The following is a 21,600-nucleotide window of genomic DNA, read 5'->3' as shown; positions in this document are numbered from 1 at the left end:
TCGGCTCCTGCCTCCGTCAGCCCACGGTGATCGAGTCCAGCTTCTCCCGCAGGTACACATGGGAGTCGACCGGCTCGTACGCCACCCGACCCACCGGCGCCGGGACCGACTCGACGATCGTCCCCGGGGTGCACTCGCCGAAGTAGACGAGGGACATCAGTTCTTCGGCGGGCTCGTCCGCCGGGGGCGGCAGGACGCGGTGGCGGCCCGAGCGCCAGCGGTCGCCCGTCCACCGGGCCATCAGGTCGCCGATGTTGATGGTGAAGGCCTCCGGGTCGTACGGCGCGTCCTCCCAGCCGCCGTCGTCCGTGTAGACCTGGAGGCCGCCCTTGCCGGCCTGCCGGTCCAGGATCGTGACCGTCCCGAAGTCCGTGTGCGGGCCGATACGGAACTGGCCCGGCTCCGGCTCGCCGATGACCTCCGTGCCCGGATACCAGTTGATGTTGAAGCCGTAGGTGGGATGGGTCATGTGCCGCGTGAAGAAGTCCCCTTCGAGGCCCAGTGCCTCGCCGAGCAGGGCGAGCAGGTGGTTCTCCAGCTCCCCCATCCGCGCCAGGTACTCCTCGCACAGGACCCGTAGCTCCGGCACCTCCCGCGGCCAGACGTTGGGCGCGTACCACTCCGCGTTGACGATCGGGTCCTCGAACGGCTCGTGCGTCGCGAACGTCAGCGACTCCTTGAGGTCGGGCGGGGTCTCCGTCCCCTCCGCGTAGCCGTTGGCCTCGGCACCGGGGCCCAGCCAGCCACGCCCGCCGACCTTGGCGGCGTACCGCTCCTTGGCCTCGGCCGGCAGTGTGAAGAAGGTCCGCGCGGCCGCCCGGATCCGGGCCCGCAGAGCCGGGTCCACGCCATGGCCGGTGACCAGCAGGAACCCGGCGGTCTGGAGCGCCTCGTCGACCGTGCGGGCGATACGGGCGCGGGCGTCCGGGTCACCGTCCAGCCACGGCCGCAGATCGATGGTGGGGATACGGGGCTCAGTCATGGCCGATGTCCTCATTCCACAGAGCCGGGTTCTTCTCGATGAAGTCGCGTATCGACATCGTGCACTCAGGGTCGCAGAGGAGGACGATCTCCACGCCATCCACGCCATCCACGCCATCCACGCCATGGACGGACTACGGCGACTCGACGTGATCACAGTCGGCCGGACAGCGGAAAACTTTCGTAACCCAACGGACACGACGCACCCTAGTCCGAACCAACCCCCCCTTTTTAAACTGATGTTGGTACACCTCACAGCAGCACATCGGACCGGACCGCGCAGGGGGGATGCGGTGCACAGACGGCTGCACGGCCGGGGGCCGCTGTTCGACACCGACCCGCCCGGCCTCGCTGCGCGGCTCGTCGGTCTGCGTCCGTACCAGCTCCGCTCCTCACCGTACGAACACCAGGGCGACCTGCCGTTCGTGGTGTTCACGGGCGGGCGCGGGCTCGGCAAGAGCGCCCTGCTGTCACAGTTACGCACCGCCTACCAGGGACACACGCCCGTCGCGCTGATCGACGGCGAGGAGCCGCAGTTCGCCGGGCCGCCGCCGGAGCGGCCCGGCGAGGCCTGGTCGCCGGTCGCGCAAGCGCTCACCACCGTCGCCGAGCAGCTCGCCGAGCCCGTGAAGGGCGCGCGGCGGATCGGTTTCCCGCGGCTCGCGTCCGGGCTGCTCGCCGTCGCGGCGGGCGGCTGGAGCGACCGGGACGTGCCGCGCATCCGGCAGGAGGCGGAGCGGATCCTGCTGCTGAACGACTCCCGGACGTTCCTCGACGGGTTCGCGGGCCGCTGGGCGAGCAAGGTCGTCGCCAAGCTCATCGCCTCCATGTCGAACACCGGGCCCGTCGTGGAACCGATCATCGAGGCGACCCTGGAGGCGTTCAGCGAAGGGGTCTCGCCCACTCATCGACGGCTGCGCAGGGCCGCCATGTGGTACCGCGACTATCCGAACGCGGGCGGCAATCCCAAGCTGGGGCTCATCCTGCTGTCCGGGCACTTCCGGGCCGGCGGCGACTCCCGCACCCACGCCGAGCGCTATCTCGTACGGGCGCTGCTGGCCGACCTCGACGACGCGTACGCGGGCGTCATGCAGCGCTCGCACCGGCTGGGCCGGCCGATCGTGCTGATCGACAACGTGCAGGAGCCGGCCGGGCGCGGCCTGATGGAGTGCGTGCTGCGCGACCGGGCGGACGGCATCGGAGACCGGGTCGTCTTCTTCGCGGCTCTCCGCGGGTACACCCACCCGGCGCTCCGGAACGCGGCCCGCCGCACCCTGACCGAGGTCGCCCGCACCACCGGCTGGCAGCCCGGCCCCTCCCCGTCCTCCCGGGCGCTGCTCGTGTCGCTGCCGCCGCTGTCGCCCGACGACACCCTGCACATCGTGGGCGCCGTCTGCCGGGGCCTGGAGCTGCCTCCCCCGCTTCCGCACGCCACACACCGGCTGACCGGCGGCAGCCCGCTCGGCATCACCCTGCTCGCCGAGTCCGCCCGGCAGAACCTGCCCCGTGGCGCCTCGTCCCTCGGCGCGCTGCTCACCGGTGACCTCGCCCTCCACGAGGACCACGACGGCCGGCCCGCCTACCAGGAACTGCTGGACCGGCTGGTGCCCGGCGGCCGGCTCGACGAGCTGACCGTGCTCGCCGCCGCCCACGACCGGGACTCGGCGCTGATGCTCGCCCGGGAGCGGCTCCCGGACGACTTCGGCGCGGCCGGGGTGCTCGGCCTGGAGGAGCGGCTCGCCGAGGAGGGCGGGCCCGCGGTCGCCGGGCAGTTCGTCGGCGACCCGTTCCTGCGCGCGCTGCTCCTGCTGCGGCTGCACCACCTCGACGCGGACCACGCGCAGTGGCAGACGGCCCACCGCGCGCTCATCGACCACTACGGCGAACAGGACACCGTCGACGCCGCCCGCTTCCGGCTGCACCACGAACTCGCCCTCGGCAAGGCCGACTTCGCGGTGGCCCATCTGCGCGACACCTTTCCGGACACGGACGCCGACACCTGGCTGTCCTCGCTGGTCTTCATCGCGTCCGCGCCGTACTACCACGCGCACGACCCCGAGGGCCGCGACTTCGGTGGCCATGACCACCGGGCCGCGATCGCGCTCGGCCGCACGGACGCGGCGCACGAGCCGCCCGAAGGCGTGGATCCCGCGCTGCATCTGCGCGTACGGCGCCTGCTGCACGCGGTCTGGCAGCTGACCGATCCGCTGGTGCTGCCCGACCCGAAGGTGGCCGAGCGGCTGCGGTTCGAGCTGGAACAGCTGTCGAACCTGCGGCCCGGCGGCACCGCCCTGCTGTGGCGTGCCTCGCGGGAGTGGCCGCCGGACGCGCTGGCCGGGCGGCCTCTTCGTGTCCCGGACGACGACGAGGGCGGGGGGCACGGATGACGCGGCCCTACGAGGACCGGGGGCACGAATGACACGGCCGTACGAGGACCGTGGGCACGGATGACACGGCCGTACGAGGACGGGGGTCTGTGATGCCGGCACGCCTGGGGACATGGCTGCGCGAGGACATCTGGGAAATACGTTTCCGCCGTTATGTGGCACTGTTCCTCGCCGCCGCGCTCGTGTCCGGCGCCGTGTGGGGCGGGCTCCGCCTCACCGAGGAGGACCGCTCCTGCGCCCCGGGCGTGGCCCACCCGGAGGACAGCCACGACTGCGTGGGCGTGTCGGCGACGGCGTACGACTTCGGCCGCTCCCAGTACACCGACACCGCGCGGGCCATCGCCCGCGAGAACCAGCGGCTCAAGGCGGGCGGTTATGTGACGGTCGCGCTGTTCCTGCCGTTCACCACGTCCGCCCCGTCCAGCCTGGGCAACCTCCAGCACCAGCTTCAGGGCGCCTATCTGGCCCAGTACCAGGCCAACCACGACACCACCGGCCAGTCCCCCGCGATCCGGCTCGTCCTCGCCAACCCCGGTGCGGACGGGGCGTACTGGCGGTCCGTGGTCGACCGGCTGGACGCGATGGCCAAGGGCCCGGACCGGCTGCGGGCGGTGGCCGGGATCGGGATGAGCACCGAGAACAACAAGGCGGCCGTCAAGGAGCTGACCCGGCGCGGCATCCCCGTGATCGGCACCTCGATCACCGCGGACGACCTCGCCAACGGGCAGGGCGGCAAGGATCCCTTCCCCGGGCTCGCCCGTGTCTCCCCCACCAACACGGACGAGGCCCGCGCCCTCGCGTCGTTCGCCAAGGTGTCGGCCGGCCGGGCACTGCTGGTCTACGACAAGCCGGGGGACCCCTACACGCGGACGCTCCAGCGCTCCTTCGAGAAACTGCTGCCCGGATCGCGCTACCAGCCGCAGCCGTTCACCCCGCCCGCCGACCGCAACCAGGAGGGCACCACCGGGAACGCCTTCCGGCAGATCACCGACCGCCTGTGCACCACTCCGAAGTCCACGGACACGATCCTGTTCGCCGGGCGCCACACCCAGCTGCGCCAGTTCATCAACTCGCTCGGCGAACGCGGCTGCGTAGACCGCGAGTTGACGGTCCTCACGGGCGACGAGGGCTCGTACCTCACCGGCGACAAGAAGCTGGAGCACGACGCGCTGACCCGCAATCTCTCCGTGCGCTACACCTCCCTGGCGCATCCGGACGCCTGGAAGAAGGAGACGGCGAAGACGGGCGGCAGCGCGGCCGACATGCGGACGCTGGAGGAACTGCTCACCCGCAGCAAGGAAGATCCGGTCGGACCGATCGGGACGGTCCGCCTGGACGACGGTCAGTTGATCACCGCGTACGACGCCATGCGCCTGACCGTCCGCGGCCTGCGCGAGGCCACGACCGGAAACCATGCGACGCCCTCGCTCACGGCCGTGGTCAACGAGTGGCCGGTGCTGAAGCCGGTGAACGGGGCGAGCGGATGGATATGCCTCGACGTGCACGGCAATCCGTACGACAAGGCCGTGCCGATCGTGGAGCTGACCCCCTCCGGAGGCACACGGTTCGTGAAGCTCGCCTGGCCGGAGGGGAAGCCACCGGCCAAGGAGTGCCTGCCACCGGCGTGATCGCTGCCGTCGTGATCAGCGCCGTCGTGATCGCCCCCGTTGTGATCGCCCCGTTCAGAGAACGCTGCTCTCCACGTAGGCGAGGAGGTGCTCGAAACGGTCCCGCCAGCCCGGGTCCCGGTCCTGTTCGCTCTCGTGCGTGAACCGCACCGTCGTACCCGTCGGGTGGCCCGGCTCCAGATGGAAGCGGATGCGGCCGCGGCCCTCCACCGTGTACTCGGCGACCCGTTCCACATCCCATGCCGTGATGCGGCCCGGGGCCGGGCCGTCGGGCAGCCGCAGCTCGACCGCGCCGCCCAGCCTGGGCTCGAACGGATCGGCGTCCGCCAGCCACCCCCGCAGGCCCGCGGAGGTGGCGAGGGCGGGCCAGACCTCCTCCACGGGCCGGGGCAGACGCAGCAGGAAGTGCCGTACGTACATGTCCCCCCTGTGCTCGGCGGTGCCCTCTTCGATGGGATTGGTCATGACACCAGCCTTGCGCGTGCACGGGGGTTCCGCACGCCTTACGGGCGCTCGCCCGCCTTGTCGACCACGGCCCGCTCCAGGACGGCGCTGCCCCCTACGACCTGGCCCTTCGCATTGGTCGGCACTGACCCTGTAGAGCCAGTTACGCATCTCGTCGGGGTCGGTCGGCAGCTTCTCCAGCGCGCGGTAGGCGGTGCTGCGCTCGGAGAAATTGCCGGACGGAGGGACGGAGGCCCCGTCGGACGGAGGGACCAAGGCCCCATTGACGGCCGCGGCGGTGGCGACGGCCGCGGCGGCGAACGCGGGCCGCAGCCACCTTCTGCGTACGGCGGGTGCCTGTGCTGCTTCCTCACGCCGGATCTCGGTCATCAGATGCTCCTTGAGGAGTCGCGTTTCCACAGATGCGTGTCCACGTCCCCCACCTGTCCGCACGACAAAGGCCGGTTCCGGTGACGTGGGTCACAGGAACCGGCCTCGGTCGCGGAGCGGTCAGACGCCGGCGTACGAATGCTTGCCGGAGACGAAGATGTTGACGCCGTAGTAGTTGAACAGCCAGCAGCCGAAGGCGATGAGCGCGATGTACGCGGCCTTGCGGCCCTTCCAGCCGGCCGTGGCCCGGGCGTGCAGGTAACAGGCGTAGGCGACCCAGGTGATGAAGGACCAGGTCTCCTTGGGGTCCCAGCCCCAGTAGCGGCCCCAGGCGTCACCGGCCCAGATGGCGCCCGCGATGATCGTGAAGGTCCACAGCGGGAAGACGGCGGCGTTGACGCGGTAGGAGAACTTGTCGAGCGAGGCGGCGGCGGGCAGCCGCTCCAGGACGGAGGTGGCGAAGCGGCCGGGCTTGCCGCCGTTCTGGAGCTTGTTCTCGTACGAGTCCTTGAACAGGTAGAGGATCGTGCCGACCGCGCCGACGTAGAAGACCGCGCCGCAGAAGATGGCGGTCGAGACGTGGATGTACAGCCAGTACGAGTGCAGGGCCGGGACCAGCTGGTCGCTCGCCGTGTACAGGACGGTGACCGCGAGGCCGAGGTCGAGCAGGACCGTGGTGATCAGCGGGAGGCCGAGCCAGCGGATGTTCTTCTTCAGGGCGAGCAGCGCGAGGTACACGCCGACCGCGACCGTGGAGAAGGTGATGTTGAACTCGTACATGTTGCCCCACGGCGCCCGCTGCACCGACAGGGCGCGGGCGAGCACGCCGGCGAACTCGACGAGGAAGGAGAGCACGGTGAGCGACACGGCGATCCGGCCGTAGAGGTCGCCCTGCTCGTCGCCACCGTGGGCGCCAGGGCCGTCCGGTACGTCACGGGCGCCGGCCGCGGCACGGGTGACGACCTTGGGCCGCTCAAGGACGGCGGTGCCACCGGCCTTCTTGACCGTGACGGCGGGCGCCTGCGCCTTGTTCGTGGCCTCGGCGGTGAGCGCGTTGGCGGTGCGGGCGACCTTGCTGCGGCTGCCGAAGAGCCATTCGGCGATGTACGCGAAGAAGGCCAGCGTGTAGACGGCCATCGCGGAGTAGATCAGCGTGTTGCTGATGTTCGCGAGGTGTTCGTTGGTGGCGGTGGCGAGGGTCACGACGTCTCCTGAGCCCCTTCAGCGGCGGGTACGGGGGTGGTGGCGCCCGGCTCCTGATCGGGGTCGGCGTCTGGATCTTCGGTCTTCGTGGGGGCCTGGTCGTGGACGAGCGCGGCCAGGTCGCCGAGTTCCTCGGGAAGCTTCGCGGACTCGCTGCGGCCGAGGCCCGCCATCTCCACGACGGTGACGCCGTCGGCGCCGGTCGTCGCGCGCACCCAGACCCGGCGGCGCTGGATGAACAGGGAGGCGGCCAGGCCGAAGATCGCGGCGAGCGCGCCGCCGAGCGCCCAGCCGCTGCCGGGCTGCTGCACGATCTGGAACTGGGCCCACTCCTTGATGTCCTTGTCGAAGGTGATCGAGCCGTTTCCGTCGGGCAGCTTCATGGTCTCGCCGGGCAGCAGGCGGTCCTTGACGATGTTGCCCTTGGCGTCCTTGAACTGCTTCAGTTTCTTGGTGTCCAGCTGGTACACGTTCTGCGGAATGCCCGCGTCGACGCCCAGGTCGCCGTGGTACGCGGTCACCGCGAGCACGGGGAAGTCGAGCGCCGGGAACTGGGAGAACATGTCGCCCTTGCCGGCGCCCGCGAAGGTCGGCACGAAGAACGCGGCGAAGCCGAGCTGTTCCTGCTTGCCCTGCGCGTTGCGGTAGCCGTCCATCACCTTGATGGCGCCCTGCGAGGTGACGTTGGAGTCGAGCGGCAGCAACGGCACGGCGTCGTGGAGGACGACGTTGCCCTTGCCGTCGCGCACGGTCACGGTCGGCGCGTACCCGTGGCTGACGAGGTAGACCTTCGCGTCGCCGATGTGCAGCGGCTCGTTGACCTTGACGGTGGTCTTCTTCTCCTTGCCGTAGGCGCCCACGCTGTAGGTGATGTCCGCCTGGTACGTGCGCGGGGTGCCCTTGTTCGGGCCGCTGCGCTCGTAGGTGCCGGTGAACTTCTTCAGGTCGAAGCTGAACGGCACCAGGTCGTCGGAGCTGAAGAGGCTGCCGGACTTGATGTCGTCGTAGGAGATGAGGGTGTTGGAGAAGCCGCCGCCCTCGACGACCAGCTTGTTGCCCTCGGACTTGAAGAGCTGGCCCCAGGCGAAGGCGATCAGCATCACGATCAGGGCGATGTGGAAGACCAGGTTGCCGGCCTCGCGCAGATAGCCCTTCTCGGCGGCGACGGCGTCCCCGGCGACATGCGCGCGGAAGCGGCGCTGCTTGAGTACCTTGAGCGCGGCCTCGCGGACCTGCTCGGGGTCGGCGTCGGTGCGCCAGGTCGCGTGGGCGGGCAGCCGGGTCAGCCGCTTGGGCGCGGCCGGCGGGCGGCTGCGGAGCTGGCCGACGAACTGCCAGGTGCGCGGCACGATGCAGCCGATGAGCGAGACGAACAGCAGGATGTAGATCGCCGAGAACCACACCGAGCTGTAGACGTGGAAGAGCCCCAGCTTCTCGTAGACCGGGCCGAGCGTCGTGTGCTCGGCCATGAAGGCCTGAACCTTCAGCTCGTCGGTGCCGGTCTGCGGGATCAGCGAGCCGGGGATCGCGCCGAGCGACAGCAGGAAGAGCAGGAGCAGCGCGACCCGCATGGAGGTGAGCTGCCGCCAGAACCAGCGGGCCCAGCCGATGACCTCGCGCGCGGTCCAGGTGATCCAGCCCTTGGCGCCGGGGGCGCGGGAGCCGCCGAAGGAGCCGGGAATGGCCGTCTCGGCGGGGGCGGTGGACAGCTGTGAGCCGGCCTCGCCGAGGTCGGAATCGACGCCGCCCGCGGTGGTCCCGGACTCGGCGCCGTCGGTGCTGCCGCGGTCGGACTCGGTGCCGTTGGCGCCGGGTTCGGGCTCGGTGCCGTTCGTGAGGATGTCGGGGGTCGCGTCGCTCTGCACGTCGGTGCTCCGTGTGTCGCTCATGGATCAGATCCCCACCGAGTAGCCGTTGGACCAGCTCTGCATCTGCTGCACGATGCCGTCCCAGGCGCCGGTCAGCAGCAGCAGGCCGGTCGCGATCATCATGCCGCCCCCGATGCGCATCACCCAGGCGTAGTGCCGCTTGACCCAGCTGAACGCGCCGAGCGCCTTGCGGAAGGCGACGGCGGCGAGCACGAAGGGGAGGCCGAGGCCGAGGCAGTACGCGACCGTCAGTATGGCCCCACGGCCCGCGCTGCCCTGGTCGGAGGAGAGGATCAGCACGGAGGAGAGGGTCGGTCCGATGCACGGGGTCCAGCCGATCCCGAACAGCGCGCCCAGCAGGGGGGCGCCGATCAGCCCGGTCACGGGCCGCTTGTGGACGCGGAACTCGCGCTGGGTGAGCCAGGGCATCAGCCCCATGAAGAAGACACCCATGAGGACCATGAGCGCGCCCAGCACCTTGGACAGGACGTCCCTGTGCTCCTGCAACGTCGAGCCGAAGGAGCCGAACAGCGCCCCGGTGGAGACGAACACGGCGGTGAAGCCGAGCACGAAGAGGGAGGCACCCGCGACCATCCGCCCGCGCCGGGCCTCGGCCAGGTCGGTGCCGGTCACCCCGGTGACGTACGACAGATAGCCGGGGACGAGCGGCAGGACGCACGGGGAGAAGAAGGAGACGAGGCCGCCGAGCAGGGCGATGGGCAGGGCGACCAGCAGGGCGCCGTTGAGTACCGTGCCGTTGTAGCCCGTGGCGGCGAGCGTGGACACTCCGGTCACGTCACTTCTCCGCGAGGACCGGGGCGAGCATTCCGCGCAGCTTCTCCTCGCTGAGGGCCTGGAGCGTGCGCGCGGCGATCTTCCCGTCCCGGTCGATGATCAGCGTGGAGGGGATCGCCTGCGGGTTGAGCGTGCCCGCCTTGAAGCGGAGCATCAGCTTGCCCGACGGGTCGTACAGGCTCGGGTACGTGACCCCGTACTGCTTCTCGAAGGCGCGGGCCGGTTCCGTGCTGGTGTCGCGGGTGTTGATGCCGACGAACTGGACGCCCTTGCTCGCGGTGTCCGCCGCGACCTTGACGAAGTTCGCCGCCTCGGCGCGGCACGGCGGGCACCAGGAGCCCCAGACGTTGATGACGACGACCTTGCCCTTGTAGTCGGCGACGTCGAGCTTCTTGCCGTCGATCGTGGTGCCGGACAGGTCGGGGGCGGCGTCCCGCTCGCCCTTCTTGACGGTCGCGATGCCGTCCTTGCCGGTGATGAAACCTGTTCTGCCGGAACCCCCGGAGGTGCCGCCGGACCCGCAGGCGGACAGGGCCAGCGCCGCGACGGCGGCCCCGGCGGTGGCCAGGACGGCGCGGCGGCGGCTGCGGCTACGGGTGCGGTTCAGGCGCTGGGGGGCGCGGCAGGCGGCACTCATGTGAAAAGTTTCGCATGTCCGTTCCGAGGATCTTGCGCACCCCCCTTGCGGGCGGAAACCCGCTTTTCAGGCGCCGTTTGCGGAGGCGCCGGAGGCGCTGGACCCCGCCTTGCCGGTGCCCGCCTTGCCGGTGTCCGCGAGGAACGTCTTCCACCCGCCGGCCGGCTGCTGCCCCACACCCAGGGTCCGCAGCTTGTTCAGGACCTCGGGCCGCTGTACGTCGAGCCAGTCCACGAACTGCCGGAAGGAGACGATTCGCACGTCTTCGCCCTTCTCCTTCTCACGGGCTATGTGCTTGAGCGCCGCTTCGACGGCGTCCATGTAGATGCCGCCGTTCCAGTGCTCGAAGTGGTTACCTATGAAGAAAGGTGCGCGATTTGTCTCGTACGCCCGCTTGAAGCCGCTTATGTAGGCGTTCGTCGCCTGCGTGCGCCAGCCCGGGTAGTTGTACGAGGGCGCCTTCGTCGTGTTGAGCGACTGGTTGGCGAGGATGTTGTAGTCCATCGAGAGCACCTCGAAGCTGTGCCCCGGGAACGGGATCTGCTGGAGGGGCAGATCCCATATGCCCTGCTTCTTCTGCGGCCAGATCTGCAGGCCGCCGGAGGAGGACGCGTCGTAACGCCAGCCCAGCTCGCGGGCGGTGGGCAGCAGGTTGGACTGGCCGAGCAGGCAGGGCGTGCGGGCGCCGACCAGCTCCTTGTCGTAGTCGAAGGGAAGCGACGGCAGATCGGTCCACCCGGTGTTGGTACGCCACTCCTTGACGAAGGCCTTGGCCTGGTCGATCTCACTGCGCCACTGCTTGGGCGTCCACCACTTGACCGAGCCATGGGCCTCGCCGCAGAAGTGGCCGTTGAAGTGGGTGCCTATCTCGTGACCCTCCAGCCAGGCACGGCGGACGTTCTGCAGGGTGGCCTTGATGTGGTCGTCCGTCAGGTAGCCGATGTCGGAGGCGCCCGGCGCGTTGTTCGGCGGAAGGTACTTGCGCTTCTTCGACTCGGGCAGCAGATAGAGCCCGGAGAGGAAGAAGGTCATGTGCGCGCCGTGCGCTTTGGCGAGGTCGAGAAAGCGCGGGAAGAGCCCGTTGCCGACCTCTCCGGCGCCGTCCCAGGAGAAGATGACGAACTGCGGCGGGGTCTGACCGGGCTCCAGGGGCACCGGCTTGCCCGGCTGGTTCGGCTGCTTGCCGGTGTGGGCGGTGGAGCCGTCACCGATCGGACGCGCGGTGGGCTTGGGGCTGCCGGACGTCCCCGGGGTCTTCCCGCCGGAACCATGCCCGGGGCCCGAACCGTCCTCCTGCTGGGTACCGCACGCGGCAAGTCCCATGGCCGCCGCCGCACCCGCGCCGAGCCCGATCAGTCCCCGTCGGCTGAAGTCCCGCATTCCCGTCCCCATTTCATCGCGCCCTCTCACTGGTCACACAATGAGAGGGCACAACGGAAACATAGGTTCCGCGGAACTGACAGCTATGGAACGGATTTTACGAAGATACGGTCACTTGACAGGACTGAATACGTCTTGTGACGAACCGCACACCATGGCGTAAGACGTGCGGCACCTACGAGCCACTCACGCGCCGAACGCCTTGTCCTTCCCCTTCACCGGCTTGGCGCCCGCGAGGAGATGAGCCGGCACCAGATCCCGGGCCGGTTCGGTGTACCCCACGGACACGATCTTGTCGCCCTGATAGGTGAACGTGGTCAGGGAGGCGAGCGTGCACTGCCGCTTGCGCGGGTCGTGCCACAGCCGCCGCTTCTCCACGAAGCTGCGCACGATCCAGATCGGCAACTGGTGACTGACACACACGGCCTCGTGCCCGCGCGCCGCGTCCTTGGCGGCGTCCAGCGCCGCCGTCATCCGTACGACCTGCTCCATGTACGGCTCGCCCCAGGACGGCTTGAACGGGTTGACGAGGTGCTTCCAGTTCTCGGGCCGCCGCAGCGCCCCGTCCCCGACCCCGAAGGTCTTGCCCTGGAACACGTTGTCGGCCTCGATGAGCCGCTCGTCGGTGGCGAGGTCGAGCCCATGCACCTTGGCGATCGGGGTGGCCGTCTCCTGCGCCCGCTCCAGCGGGGAGGACACGACATGCGTGATGTCGCGGGTCGAGAGGTGCTCGGCGACCCGCTCGGCCATCTGTCGGCCGAGCTCGGAGAGGTGGTAGCCGGGCAGCCGCCCGTACAGGATCCCCTCCGGGTTGGCGACCTCGCCGTGCCTCATCAGGTGGACGACGGTGATGTCACTCATGCTGCCGTGGCCTCCGCTGCTGCCCGGGCCGCCGCCGGAAGGGCGTCGGCGATGCGCTGGATCGCCCGCTCGTCGTGGGCCGTGGAGACGAACCAGGACTCGAAGGAGGAGGGCGGCAGGTAGACGCCCTGGGAGAGGAGGGAGTGGAAGAAGGCGGTGAACCGGAAGGACTCCTGCGCCTTGGCGTCCTCGTAGTTCCGCACCGGCCGGTCGATGAAGAACACGGAGAACATGTTGGAGGCGCTCTGCAGCTGATGGGCTACCCCCTCCTTGCTGAGCGCGTCCGTCACGAGCGTACGGATCTCGTCGGCCACGGCGTCGACCTTCTCGTACGCGGCGTCGTCGAGGAGCCGCAGCTGGGCGAGCCCGGCGGCGGTGGCGATCGGGTTCCCGGAGAGGGTGCCGGCCTGGTAGACGGGCCCGGCCGGGGCGAGGTGCGCCATGACGTCCGCGCGCCCCCCGAAGGCGGCGGCGGGGAACCCACCGCCCATGACCTTGCCGAAGGTCATGAGATCGGGCGTGACCCCGTCGATCCCGAACCACCCGGCACGGCTGGTGCGGAACCCGGTCATGACCTCGTCGGAGATGTAAAGGGCCCCGTTCTCCCTGCAAAGATCCTTGAGCCCCTGGTTGAACCCGGGCATCGGCGGCACGACGCCCATGTTCCCGGGCGAGGCCTCGGTGATCACACAGGCGATCTCGCCGGGGTGGGCGGCGAAGGCGGCGCGGACGGCGTCGAGGTCGTTGTAGGGCAGGACGATGGTGTCGCCGGCCTGGGCACCGGTGACACCGGGGGTGTCGGGCAGCGCGAAGGTGGCGACGCCGGACCCGGCCGCGGCCAGCAGTGAGTCCACATGGCCGTGGTAACACCCGGCGAACTTGATCACCTTGGACCGCCGGGTGAACCCGCGGGCGAGCCGGATCGCCGACATGGTGGCCTCGGTCCCACTGGACACGAGCCGCACCTGCTCGACGGGCTCGACCCGCGCGACGATCTCCTCGGCGAGCGCGACCTCGCCCTCACCGGGCGTACCGAAGGAGGTACCGCGGGAGACGGCCTCCTGGACGGCGGCGATCACATCGGGGTGGGAGTGCCCAAGGATCATGGGCCCCCAGGAACATACAAGATCGACATAATCACGCCCATCGGCGTCGGTCAGATAGGGACCGCCACCGGACACCATGAACCGGGGCGTACCGCCCACGGCGCGGAAGGCGCGCACGGGAGAGTTCACGCCGCCGGGCGTGACGGCCGACGCGCGCTCGAAGAGAGTCTGCGAAACTGGGGCTTCGTACGGATAGCTCACACTAGCCATGGTGTCAGAGGCCGCGAAGATCCTGCGGACAGGTGTTTCAACGCACGTTTCGGCGGGCGGCCGTGGGGGAGGTCACTGACACGATGATCGGGTTGCGCGGCGGGGGCCACGCGTCCTAGAAAAGCAGTCGGGTGGAGATATGCATCGCGGTGGCGGACTGGGCGAGGGGACCGATGATCTGGGTCCTCGGCGTGCCCGGCGGGGAAGGCACCGGCGCGACGCGGAGGAGACGACCGATACACGTCGGACGCCCGGGCCGCACGAGGCGCACGAACCGTATGGTTCACGCGGCTCACAGGGCTCGGGCCGGCAGGACGCACAGGGACCGGAGAGCGGTACGGGAGCTACGGGCTCTACGGGCTCGTCCGGCGCTCCGGGGCCTATGGGCTCTTCTGGTGCTCCGGGCCCTATGGGCTCTGCAGGTACTCCGGGGCCTACGGGCCCTGCGGGCTCCAGGAGCTTCCGGGGTTCCAGCAGTTCGAGCGGCTCCGGCGGCTCCAGCGGCTCCAGCAGTTCCAGCGGCTCTGAAAGCCCACAGAACTCCCAGAGCTCGCGGGATGAGCCTGAGCGAATCGGCCGGGCGGCGCGTATGGAGCGTATGGACCGTAGAGAGCGCAGGGAACGCAGGGACCGTACGATCGACCGACTCAGTGCAGGAAGCGGGAATGGTGGTCGGGTGGGGGTGACGTACAAATACTTCGGCGCGCCGGACGGCGCGACGGCGGCCCGCGTCCCGATCTCGATGCGCCCCGAGGAACTCGGCGGCGACGAGCTCGGCATGGGCGGCATGTTCACCAAGATCAAGCCGGAGACGATGGCGGCGATGGTCCTCACGGGCATCGAGGGCGTCCCGCTGCACAAGGTCCCGCCGCTGGAACTGGTGGTCCTGCACCCCGACTACGCGGTGGTCAAACTCCCCATGACGGCCGTGGACCCGCTGCGGGGCATCGGCGAGGAGCAGGTGGGCGCGGCGGCGTTCATCTGGTCGACGGTGCCGGACCGGGGTGGGCCGCGGGATGCCTTCAATGTGTACCAATTGCTGCACGAATGGCAGGACTTCAGCCATCGGTTGCATGAGGCGGGGCATCAGCCTTATTGCCTGGTTTGGCCCTGAGTTGGGGTTTCATGGGTAGCGGGCGGGGTTTTCGGACCCCGCCCTCGCCATGTGGCGGATGGAGCCGTCCGACCCCCAGGGCACATTGAGAGCGGATTGGTTTCGCTGAGGCACGGATGTGTCCTGGGCGGCGGGCCGGTCTCCTTGCCTTCCACCTCCGCTTCTTCCGTGAAGGCGTCGCCGATCGCCCTGCGGGTGCGGTCTCGCTGGACGGCAGCAGGTGCGTGTGCGTCCGCAACGTGAATTGATGCCCCCGCGTCCAGGAGCACGGAAGCGTAGCTGGTGGGCCAACAAGGTCGGCCCCCTGCGTGACCCCGGGTGGCCTGCACACGGTGGCCGTCGCTCGGGAACGCTGTTCGGCCGCCGTTCGTCTACAGTTCGGTAGACCGTCTACATTTCTGTAGTCACTCGCTGTCGAGTCGATCGCTCCCGTCAAGTCGGACGCGAGGAAAGGAAGCAAGTGATCCTGGCCTTTGACGGGTCCTCCATCGACGGCTCCGGCTACTCGGACGTGGTACGCCTCGCGCAGCACTCGCCCGGTTGGCTGGACGACACGGTCTCGGCCTGGTCGACGTACGGGCTCGCGGCGTTCGCCGTCCTGGCAGCCGTCGGCTGGTGGCGGGCCAGGCACGCGGGGGCCGTCGCCGCCGTGAGGGCTTTGGCGGTGCCGGTGGTCGTGGTGGTGGCGTACGGCGTGGACGCCGCCGTGAAGCTGGCGGTGCGCGAGGACCGGCCGTGTCAGAGCATGCGTGTGCGGACGTTGGAAGCGTGTCCGGCGCCCGGTGACTGGTCATTCCCCAGCAATCACGCGGCCATTGCGGCCGCAGCCGCGGTGGCTCTGCTGTTCGTCTCGCGCCGTCTCGGGGCGGTCGGGGTCGTGGCCGCGCTGGCGATGGGGACATCCCGCGTGTGGGTCGGCGCACACTATCCGCACGACGTCCTGGCCGGTCTTATAGTCGGCGGGCTGGTGGCATGGGTGGCGATGCTCGCGGCGCTGCGGCGGTCGGAAGCCTTGGCGCGATGGCTCACCGGCAGACGCCTGGGTGCTCTGCTGCTGACCTCATGAACCGTCGTGGCGTGGTCCGCGGCCGGCTGTCCGCCGTCGGCCGCCCAGCGGTGTGCCGCCGGCCGATGCCCCAGTGGCTGCCCGAATCGTTCATCGCAGGTAGGGCCACGGCCGGAGGGCCGACGGAGGATCATGCGCTCCAAGATCCTTGTTGTTGAGGACGATCACGCCCTGCGGGACGTGCTGCGCCGGGGTCTGTGGGACGAGGGCTTCGAGCCCGTCCTCGCCGCCGACGGCACCACCGCCCTGCGGCTCGCCACCGCCGACATCGCGGCGGCCGTCCTGGACGTCGGCCTGCCCGACGCGGACGGACGGGACGTGTGCCAGGCGATGCGTGCCAACGGCTTCCTCGCCCCCGTGATCTTCCTGACCGCCCGGCACCGGCTCACCGACCGCCTGTCCGGCTTCTCCGCCGGGGGCGACGACTACCTGGCCAAACCCTTCCACCTCGCCGAACTCACGGCCAGACTGCGCGCCGCGCTCAGACGGGCCGCCCCACGGCCCGCCGCCACAACCGGTGATCTGGTCCTGGACGCGGTGGATCACAGCATGACCGTGCACAGGGCTCGCGTCGCCCTCTCCCCGACGGAGTTCCGGCTGCTGGCCACGCTCGCCGCAGCGGACGGAACCTTGGTGCGCCGCCGTGACCTGGTGCGGGCCGGCTGGCCCGAGGGCGCACAGGTCAGCGACAACACCCTGGACCAGTACCTGAGCCGGCTGCGCCGCAAACTGCGCGAGGCGGGCAGCCGTCTGACGATCGACACGGCGCGCGGGATCGGACACCGCCTGTCGTGAACCGTGCCCGCCGCGTCCTTCGTCGCCTGGCCCCGCGCACTCTGCGCGGCCGGCTCTCCCTCGTGGCGCTGACCACCGCCGCGCTGCTGATGACGGTCCTGACCGTGGCGTTCAACGCCGTGATGGACCGGCACCTGCAGCACCAGGCGGACGACGAACTGCGCAACAGAGCGGCAGCGGTGGCCACGACCGTCGACACCAGCGGTCCTCAGGTGCGCGTCCTGGAAACCGTCAACGACCGCCTCCTCGACGAGAACGTGTGGATCTACGCCGGAACCCGCCTGCTGGAGAAGCCACCGTCCACCGCGGTCGACAGCCCGGTGACCCGGTCCGCCGACCGGCTGGCCGAACAGCGGGAGGACGCCTGCGCAACCGTCCAGCCCCACGGTCACCAGCCCGTCCGGTTGTGCGCACAGCCGATCGGCCACCATGCCGTCGCCGCTGTCGTCACCGCCCTGGACCTGACTCCGTACCGCAGTTCCGCCGACACCCTGCTGCTGGGGTCGCTGATCCTGGACGCCGTGATGCTCGGATGCACGTACGTCCTCACACGCCTGTCCGTCGGCCGGGCGCTGCGCCCGGTGCGGACGATGACCGACCAGGCCACCCAGTGGAGTGCCGTGGGCTCCGACGATCGCTTCGGCGCAGCGGATCACCCGGCCGAACTCGCCCGTCTGGGCGCATCACTGGACGCGCTCCTCGACCGCATACGCACCGTACTGCGCCACGAACAGCAGCTGACGGGAGAGCTGTCCCACGAACTACGCACGCCGCTCACCCGGATCATCATGGAACTCGACTGGTGGCGGGACCGCCCCCGCACGGATGCCGAGACCCGTGCCGCCCACGAGGCGATCGCCGAGGCAGCACAGTCCATGCGTACGATCTGCGACACGCTCCTCGATGAGGCCCGCGAGGACGCGCTGAACGCGGCGACGGCGCCCGGAACGACCGATGTCGTGCCCGTCCTGGGCCGCCTGCTCCAGCAACTCGGCACGCCGGACGGCGTGAAGACCGCGTTGGAGACGGGAGCCCCAGTGCTGGAGGCAGGTGTTCCCTCCGCTCTGCTCGAACGCATCGTCAGCCCCCTGCTCGCCAATGCCGTCCGCTACGCCCGCTCCAGCGCGACCGTGTCAGTGCGGCGCCTCCCTGGCGCAGTGGCCATCGACGTCGTCGACGACGGCCCCGGTGTGCCGGAGGCGTTCATGGGTGAGCTGTTCCAGCCCGGCCGGCGCGCCGACGCCGACGACGGGCACGACGGCGCGGGCCTCGGGCTGCCGCTCGCGCGACGCCTGGCCCGCGCCGTCGGCGGTGAGGTGTCCTACGAGCCCGGGCACGCGCCCGGGGCCAGGTTCACGGTCACCCTTCCTGCCGGGTGACCGACTCCCGTTCCTCCTTCGCCGATGCGGTGGCGGTCTTCGCCGATGCGGTGACGGTCCGGCGCTCCTCCACCTGCGCGTAGGCCGTCAGGCCGAGCAGGACCGCGAGCAGGATGGCGGACGAGCCCGCCGTGCCGAGATCCAGGCCGCCCTTGGCGACCGGCTTGGTGAGGAAGTCACCCGCGGTGGTGACCTCGGGCAGTTTCTTCATGACCGACTCGGTCCTGGTCGGCGTGTTCGCCATGTCGAGGTCGGTGAGGAGCTCCGACTTCTCCACTCGATGTCTCCTGGCCGGTCGAAACGACAGGGCGCTCGCCCCCGAAGTGGGACGAGCGCCCTGTGAGATGCGCCGGCCGCGGACTGCGGCCGGTGTCTCCGACCGCGGCACAGAGGGCCTGAACGCATGCTGGACGTGACCTGGTTGCCTGGTCAGGCCGCGTATCGGGCGGCCCGCTCAGGTTCGGTGACGTCCTTGCGCGTCACGCCCAGGTACACGACCAGACCGAGGATGACCGTCAGGAACAGCGCGCTGGTCACCACGGTGCCCAGCCCCAGGCCGCCGTCGCCGGTCGGCTGGGAGAGGTAGTCGCCGATGGACGCGCCGAGCGGGCGGGTGAGGATGTAGGCGATCCAGAAGCTCCACACCGCGTCCAGGCCCAACGCGAAGTGGGCGATGGCCACCGCGGCGATGGCCGCCGCGAACAGCACGGCGGACAGCCAGTACCCGAGGTCCATGCGCTCGGACACCAAGTCCCCGGCGGCGGTTCCCAGGGCGAAGGTGAACAGGACGGCGAGCCAGTAGAAGGACTCGCGGCCCGTGGTGTCGATGTGGTGGATGGACAGCGTCCGCTCGCGCCGGTACCAGACCACGAACACGACCGCGAGAACGATCGCGAACACCGTCGTACTCGTCTCCAGCGGCACGCCCATGTTGTCGCTCAGGTTGTCGCTGATCAGGGTGCCGACGACACTGATCAGGGCCACCGCGAGCCAGTACACGCCCGCCCGGTACGCACGCGTGCGGAACTGCACCACCAGCACCACGGCCAGCAGCGCGCTCATCAGCACCGACACACCGGTCAGGCCGAGGCCCGCCTTCTCGTTCAGCAGGTCGGCCGCGGTCTCGCCGACCGTCGTGCACAACACCTTGATGATCCAGAAGTAGACGGTGATCTCGGGCACCTTGTTCCAGCGCGGCCGGGGACGCGCAGCAGCGGCAACGTCGCTGGGGACCGCGGGAGTCTCAGACATTTCGTAGGTCATGGACAGCGACCGTGCCATCGGACACCTGAACGCATCCTGACTGCCGCGCGGCACCACGCCCACCGCTGCTCGCACAAGCCGACCGGCGACCGGGTCGGCCACGGGGGCTCACCGTCGCTCCGTGCGCACAACGCCGGGTCGTAGTACCCCGGTACCACCTGCCCGGCACTCTTCAGTCCCCGGTACCACGGGATCCGGGAGAGTGCGGTCTTAGCGTTGCGGAGGAGGCGTCAGGCGTGTCGGACGCCGCGGTCCGAAAGAGAGAACGCACATGATCGACGCACAGCAGCTCACCAAGAGATACGGGGAGAAGACAGCCGTCGACGGTCTGGACTTCACCGTGAAGCCGGGTACGGTGACCGGCTTCCTGGGGCCCAACGGGGCAGGGAAGTCCACGACCATGCGCATGATCGTCGGGCTCGACTCGCCGACGAGCGGCTCCGTGACGGTGAACGGTCACCACTACGCCCGCCACCAGGCGCCGCTGCAGGAGGTCGGGGCGCTCCTTGAGGCCAAGTCGGTCCATCCGGGCCGCTCGGCCTACCACCACCTCCGGGCGCTCGCGCTGACCCACGGCATTCCGCGCCGCCGGGTCGACGAGGTCGTCGAACTCGCCGGTCTCAGCAGTGTCGCGAAGAAGCGGGCCGGCGCCTTTTCCCTCGGCATGGGGCAGCGGCTCGGCATCGCGGCCGCTCTGCTGGGTGATCCGCAGACGGTGATGCTGGACGAGCCCGTGAACGGACTGGACCCCGAGGGCGTGCTCTGGATCCGCAATCTGCTGACGTCACTCGCGGCCGAGGGGCGGACGGTGTTCGTCTCCTCGCATCTGATGAGCGAGGTGGCGCTGGTGGCGGACCACCTGATCATCGTCGGCCGGGGACGGCTGCTGGCCGACACGACCGTGCAGGACCTGGTCCGTGAGGCGGGCGGCGACACCGTGAAGGTGGCGACGCAGGACCCCGCACGGCTGCGGGACGTGCTGGCCGGGCCGGGCGTGGACATCACCGGCCACGTCGGCTCCGAGGAGCTGCGGGTGACCGGGATGACCACCCGCGAGATCGGACTGAGGGCGGCCGAGCACGGGATCCCCCTGTTCGAGCTGACCACGAAGGCGGTGTCGCTGGAGGAGGCGTTCATGGAACTGACCAGAGACGCCGTGGAGTACCACGGCTCCACGACCGGCACCGACACGACCGGGAGGGCGGCATGAGCACCCTCACGGCAACGCCCGAGACCCCTGAGACCGCCCAGGCCGCTCCAGCCCGGCCCGTCTACCGAGTGACCGGCCGGCGTGTGCTCTCCTCGGAGTGGGCCAAGCTCTGGTCCCTGCGCTCCACCTGGATCACCCTCGGCCTCGGCCTGCTGTTCCTCGTCGCCTTCGGCGTCATCGCCGCGAGCCACTACAAGTCCGGGGTCGACTCCGGCCGCCCCATGGACCGCGACTTCGCCTCCGCCACGGCCCTGAGCCTGTCCCTCTTCGGCACGAACTTCGCCCAGCTGGCCCTCGGCGTACTCGGCGTGCTGGTCACGGCGGGCGAGTACTCCACCGGCATGATCCGCTCGACCCTGGCCGCGGTGCCGCGCCGGCTGCCCGTGCTGTGGTCCAAGGCGACGGTGTACGGGCTGGTCGCGCTCGTGATCGCCACCGTCGGCTCCTTCGTCGCCTTCCTCGTCGGCAGCCAGGTCGTCTCCGGCACGCCCGCCGCCATGGGCCTCGGCCACGCCGGCGTCGTACGCAGCCTGCTGGGCGCTGGGCTCTACCTCGGCCTGGTCGGTGTGATCGGCACCGCCCTGGGCGCGCTGCTGCGGTCCGTGGCGGGCGGCATCTCGGTCCTGGTGGCCGCCCTCATGCTCGTACCCGGGCTGATCTCCCTGCTGCCCAGCTCGTGGCAGGGCGACATCAGCCCGTACCTGCCGAGCCACGCCGGCGAGTCGATGTTCGCCCTGACCCACGACTCCACCGCCCTGTCGCCCGCCGCCGGGCTCCTGGTGTTCCTCGGCTGGACGGCACTGGCGCTGGCCGGGGCGGCGTACCGGCTGGTGCGCCGCGACGTCTGAGGACTGGCACCGCATCATGGTCTGGTGCACTCCGT

19 protein-coding genes and 1 pseudogene are annotated in these 21,600 nt (G+C 70.1%); 8 read left to right on the top strand and 12 right to left on the bottom strand.

What is annotated here, in order from left to right; all coding sequences use genetic code 11:
• Nucleotides 1–16 precede the first annotated feature (16 nt).
• Nucleotides 17–982, bottom strand: coding sequence for an isopenicillin N synthase family dioxygenase (locus Q2K21_RS02620; RefSeq protein ID WP_310763702.1), 966 nt, complete (start codon nt 980–982; stop codon nt 17–19).
• Nucleotides 975–1,079: pseudogene (locus tag Q2K21_RS02615) on the bottom strand (nucleoside deaminase); the annotation flags it as partial. The gene Q2K21_RS02620 and the pseudogene Q2K21_RS02615, both read right to left, overlap by 8 nt.
• Before the next feature lie 195 nt (nt 1,080–1,274).
• Here Q2K21_RS02615 and Q2K21_RS02610 point away from each other — a divergent pair.
• Both Q2K21_RS02610 and Q2K21_RS02605 read left to right on the top strand, forming a co-directional pair.
• Complete coding sequence (locus Q2K21_RS02610; RefSeq protein WP_310763700.1) at nt 1,275–3,368, top strand: hypothetical protein; 2,094 nt, start codon at nt 1,275–1,277, stop codon at nt 3,366–3,368.
• Between the two features lie 92 nt (nt 3,369–3,460).
• The gene (locus Q2K21_RS02605; protein WP_310763698.1) at nt 3,461–4,996 is read left to right on the top strand and encodes an ABC transporter substrate-binding protein; all 1,536 of its coding nucleotides are present in this window, start codon (nt 3,461–3,463) and stop codon (nt 4,994–4,996) included.
• A 54-nt stretch (nt 4,997–5,050) separates the two neighbouring features.
• Here Q2K21_RS02605 and Q2K21_RS02600 read toward each other — a convergent pair whose 3' ends face one another.
• The 8 genes from Q2K21_RS02600 to hemL all read right to left on the bottom strand — a co-directional run bounded on the left by Q2K21_RS02600 (nt 5,051) and on the right by hemL (nt 13,890).
• On the bottom strand, nt 5,051–5,461 hold the full coding sequence (locus Q2K21_RS02600; protein ID WP_310763696.1) for an SRPBCC domain-containing protein: 411 nt from the start codon (nt 5,459–5,461) through the stop codon (nt 5,051–5,053).
• Between the two features lie 489 nt (nt 5,462–5,950).
• Nucleotides 5,951–7,033 carry a c-type cytochrome biogenesis protein CcsB gene (gene ccsB, locus Q2K21_RS02595; protein WP_310763694.1) on the bottom strand — a complete coding sequence of 361 codons (1,083 nt, stop codon included), beginning with the start codon at nt 7,031–7,033 and terminating at the stop codon, nt 5,951–5,953.
• The gene (resB, locus tag Q2K21_RS02590) at nt 7,030–8,922 is read right to left on the bottom strand and encodes a cytochrome c biogenesis protein ResB (RefSeq protein WP_310763692.1); all 1,893 of its coding nucleotides are present in this window, start codon (nt 8,920–8,922) and stop codon (nt 7,030–7,032) included. The genes ccsB and resB overlap by 4 nt, the downstream gene beginning before the upstream one ends.
• Nucleotides 8,923–8,925: 3 nt before the next feature.
• The gene (locus Q2K21_RS02585; RefSeq protein WP_310763690.1) at nt 8,926–9,696 is read right to left on the bottom strand and encodes a cytochrome c biogenesis CcdA family protein; all 771 of its coding nucleotides are present in this window, start codon (nt 9,694–9,696) and stop codon (nt 8,926–8,928) included.
• Nucleotide 9,697: 1 nt separating this feature from the next.
• Entirely contained in the window at nt 9,698–10,333 is a 636-nt protein-coding gene (locus tag Q2K21_RS02580; RefSeq protein WP_310763688.1) for a TlpA family protein disulfide reductase, read from the bottom strand.
• Nucleotides 10,334–10,399: 66 nt separating this feature from the next.
• Nucleotides 10,400–11,713: a polysaccharide deacetylase family protein gene (locus Q2K21_RS02575; protein ID WP_310763685.1), complete on the bottom strand. Its 1,314-nt coding sequence runs from the start codon at nt 11,711–11,713 to the stop codon at nt 10,400–10,402.
• A gap of 186 nt (nt 11,714–11,899) precedes the next feature.
• The gene (locus tag Q2K21_RS02570; protein ID WP_310763683.1) at nt 11,900–12,574 is read right to left on the bottom strand and encodes a histidine phosphatase family protein; all 675 of its coding nucleotides are present in this window, start codon (nt 12,572–12,574) and stop codon (nt 11,900–11,902) included.
• Nucleotides 12,571–13,890 carry a glutamate-1-semialdehyde 2,1-aminomutase gene (hemL, locus tag Q2K21_RS02565; RefSeq protein WP_310763680.1) on the bottom strand — a complete coding sequence of 440 codons (1,320 nt, stop codon included), beginning with the start codon at nt 13,888–13,890 and terminating at the stop codon, nt 12,571–12,573. Before hemL ends, Q2K21_RS02570 begins: the two co-directional genes overlap by 4 nt.
• 589 nt (nt 13,891–14,479) lie before the next feature.
• Here hemL and Q2K21_RS02560 point away from each other — a divergent pair.
• The 4 genes from Q2K21_RS02560 to Q2K21_RS02545 all read left to right on the top strand — a co-directional run bounded on the left by Q2K21_RS02560 (nt 14,480) and on the right by Q2K21_RS02545 (nt 18,244).
• A complete protein-coding gene (locus Q2K21_RS02560) occupies nt 14,480–15,004 on the top strand; it encodes a hypothetical protein (protein ID WP_310763678.1) in 525 nt (174 codons plus the stop codon).
• A gap of 460 nt (nt 15,005–15,464) precedes the next feature.
• Nucleotides 15,465–16,070, top strand: a complete 606-nt coding sequence (locus tag Q2K21_RS02555) for a phosphatase PAP2 family protein (RefSeq protein WP_310763676.1) — start codon at nt 15,465–15,467, stop codon at nt 16,068–16,070.
• Between the two features lie 132 nt (nt 16,071–16,202).
• Nucleotides 16,203–16,865, top strand: a complete 663-nt coding sequence (locus Q2K21_RS02550; RefSeq protein WP_310763674.1) for a response regulator transcription factor — start codon at nt 16,203–16,205, stop codon at nt 16,863–16,865.
• A complete protein-coding gene (locus Q2K21_RS02545) occupies nt 16,862–18,244 on the top strand; it encodes a sensor histidine kinase (protein ID WP_310763672.1) in 1,383 nt (460 codons plus the stop codon). The genes Q2K21_RS02550 and Q2K21_RS02545 overlap by 4 nt, the downstream gene beginning before the upstream one ends.
• Here the strand turns inward: Q2K21_RS02545 and Q2K21_RS02540 are convergent.
• Both Q2K21_RS02540 and Q2K21_RS02535 read right to left on the bottom strand, forming a co-directional pair.
• A complete protein-coding gene (locus tag Q2K21_RS02540; protein ID WP_310763670.1) occupies nt 18,225–18,521 on the bottom strand; it encodes a hypothetical protein in 297 nt (98 codons plus the stop codon). The genes Q2K21_RS02545 and Q2K21_RS02540 overlap by 20 nt on opposite strands.
• Nucleotides 18,522–18,673: 152 nt before the next feature.
• Nucleotides 18,674–19,507: a COG4705 family protein gene (locus Q2K21_RS02535; protein ID WP_310763668.1), complete on the bottom strand. Its 834-nt coding sequence runs from the start codon at nt 19,505–19,507 to the stop codon at nt 18,674–18,676.
• Nucleotides 19,508–19,778: 271 nt separating this feature from the next.
• Between Q2K21_RS02535 and Q2K21_RS02530 the strand changes: the two genes are divergently transcribed.
• The gene (locus Q2K21_RS02530; RefSeq protein WP_310763666.1) at nt 19,779–20,717 is read left to right on the top strand and encodes an ABC transporter ATP-binding protein; all 939 of its coding nucleotides are present in this window, start codon (nt 19,779–19,781) and stop codon (nt 20,715–20,717) included.
• Nucleotides 20,714–21,565, top strand: coding sequence for an ABC-2 transporter permease (locus Q2K21_RS02525; protein WP_310763664.1), 852 nt, complete (start codon nt 20,714–20,716; stop codon nt 21,563–21,565). The genes Q2K21_RS02530 and Q2K21_RS02525 overlap by 4 nt, the downstream gene beginning before the upstream one ends.
• Nucleotides 21,566–21,600: the final 35 nt, after the last annotated feature.

This window comes from Streptomyces sp. CGMCC 4.7035 (assembly GCF_031583065.1).
GTDB lineage: Bacteria > Actinomycetota > Actinomycetes > Streptomycetales > Streptomycetaceae > Streptomyces > Streptomyces yaanensis.
Note: the sequence above shows the minus strand (reverse complement) of the source record. Positions and strands in the feature narration are given on the sequence as shown.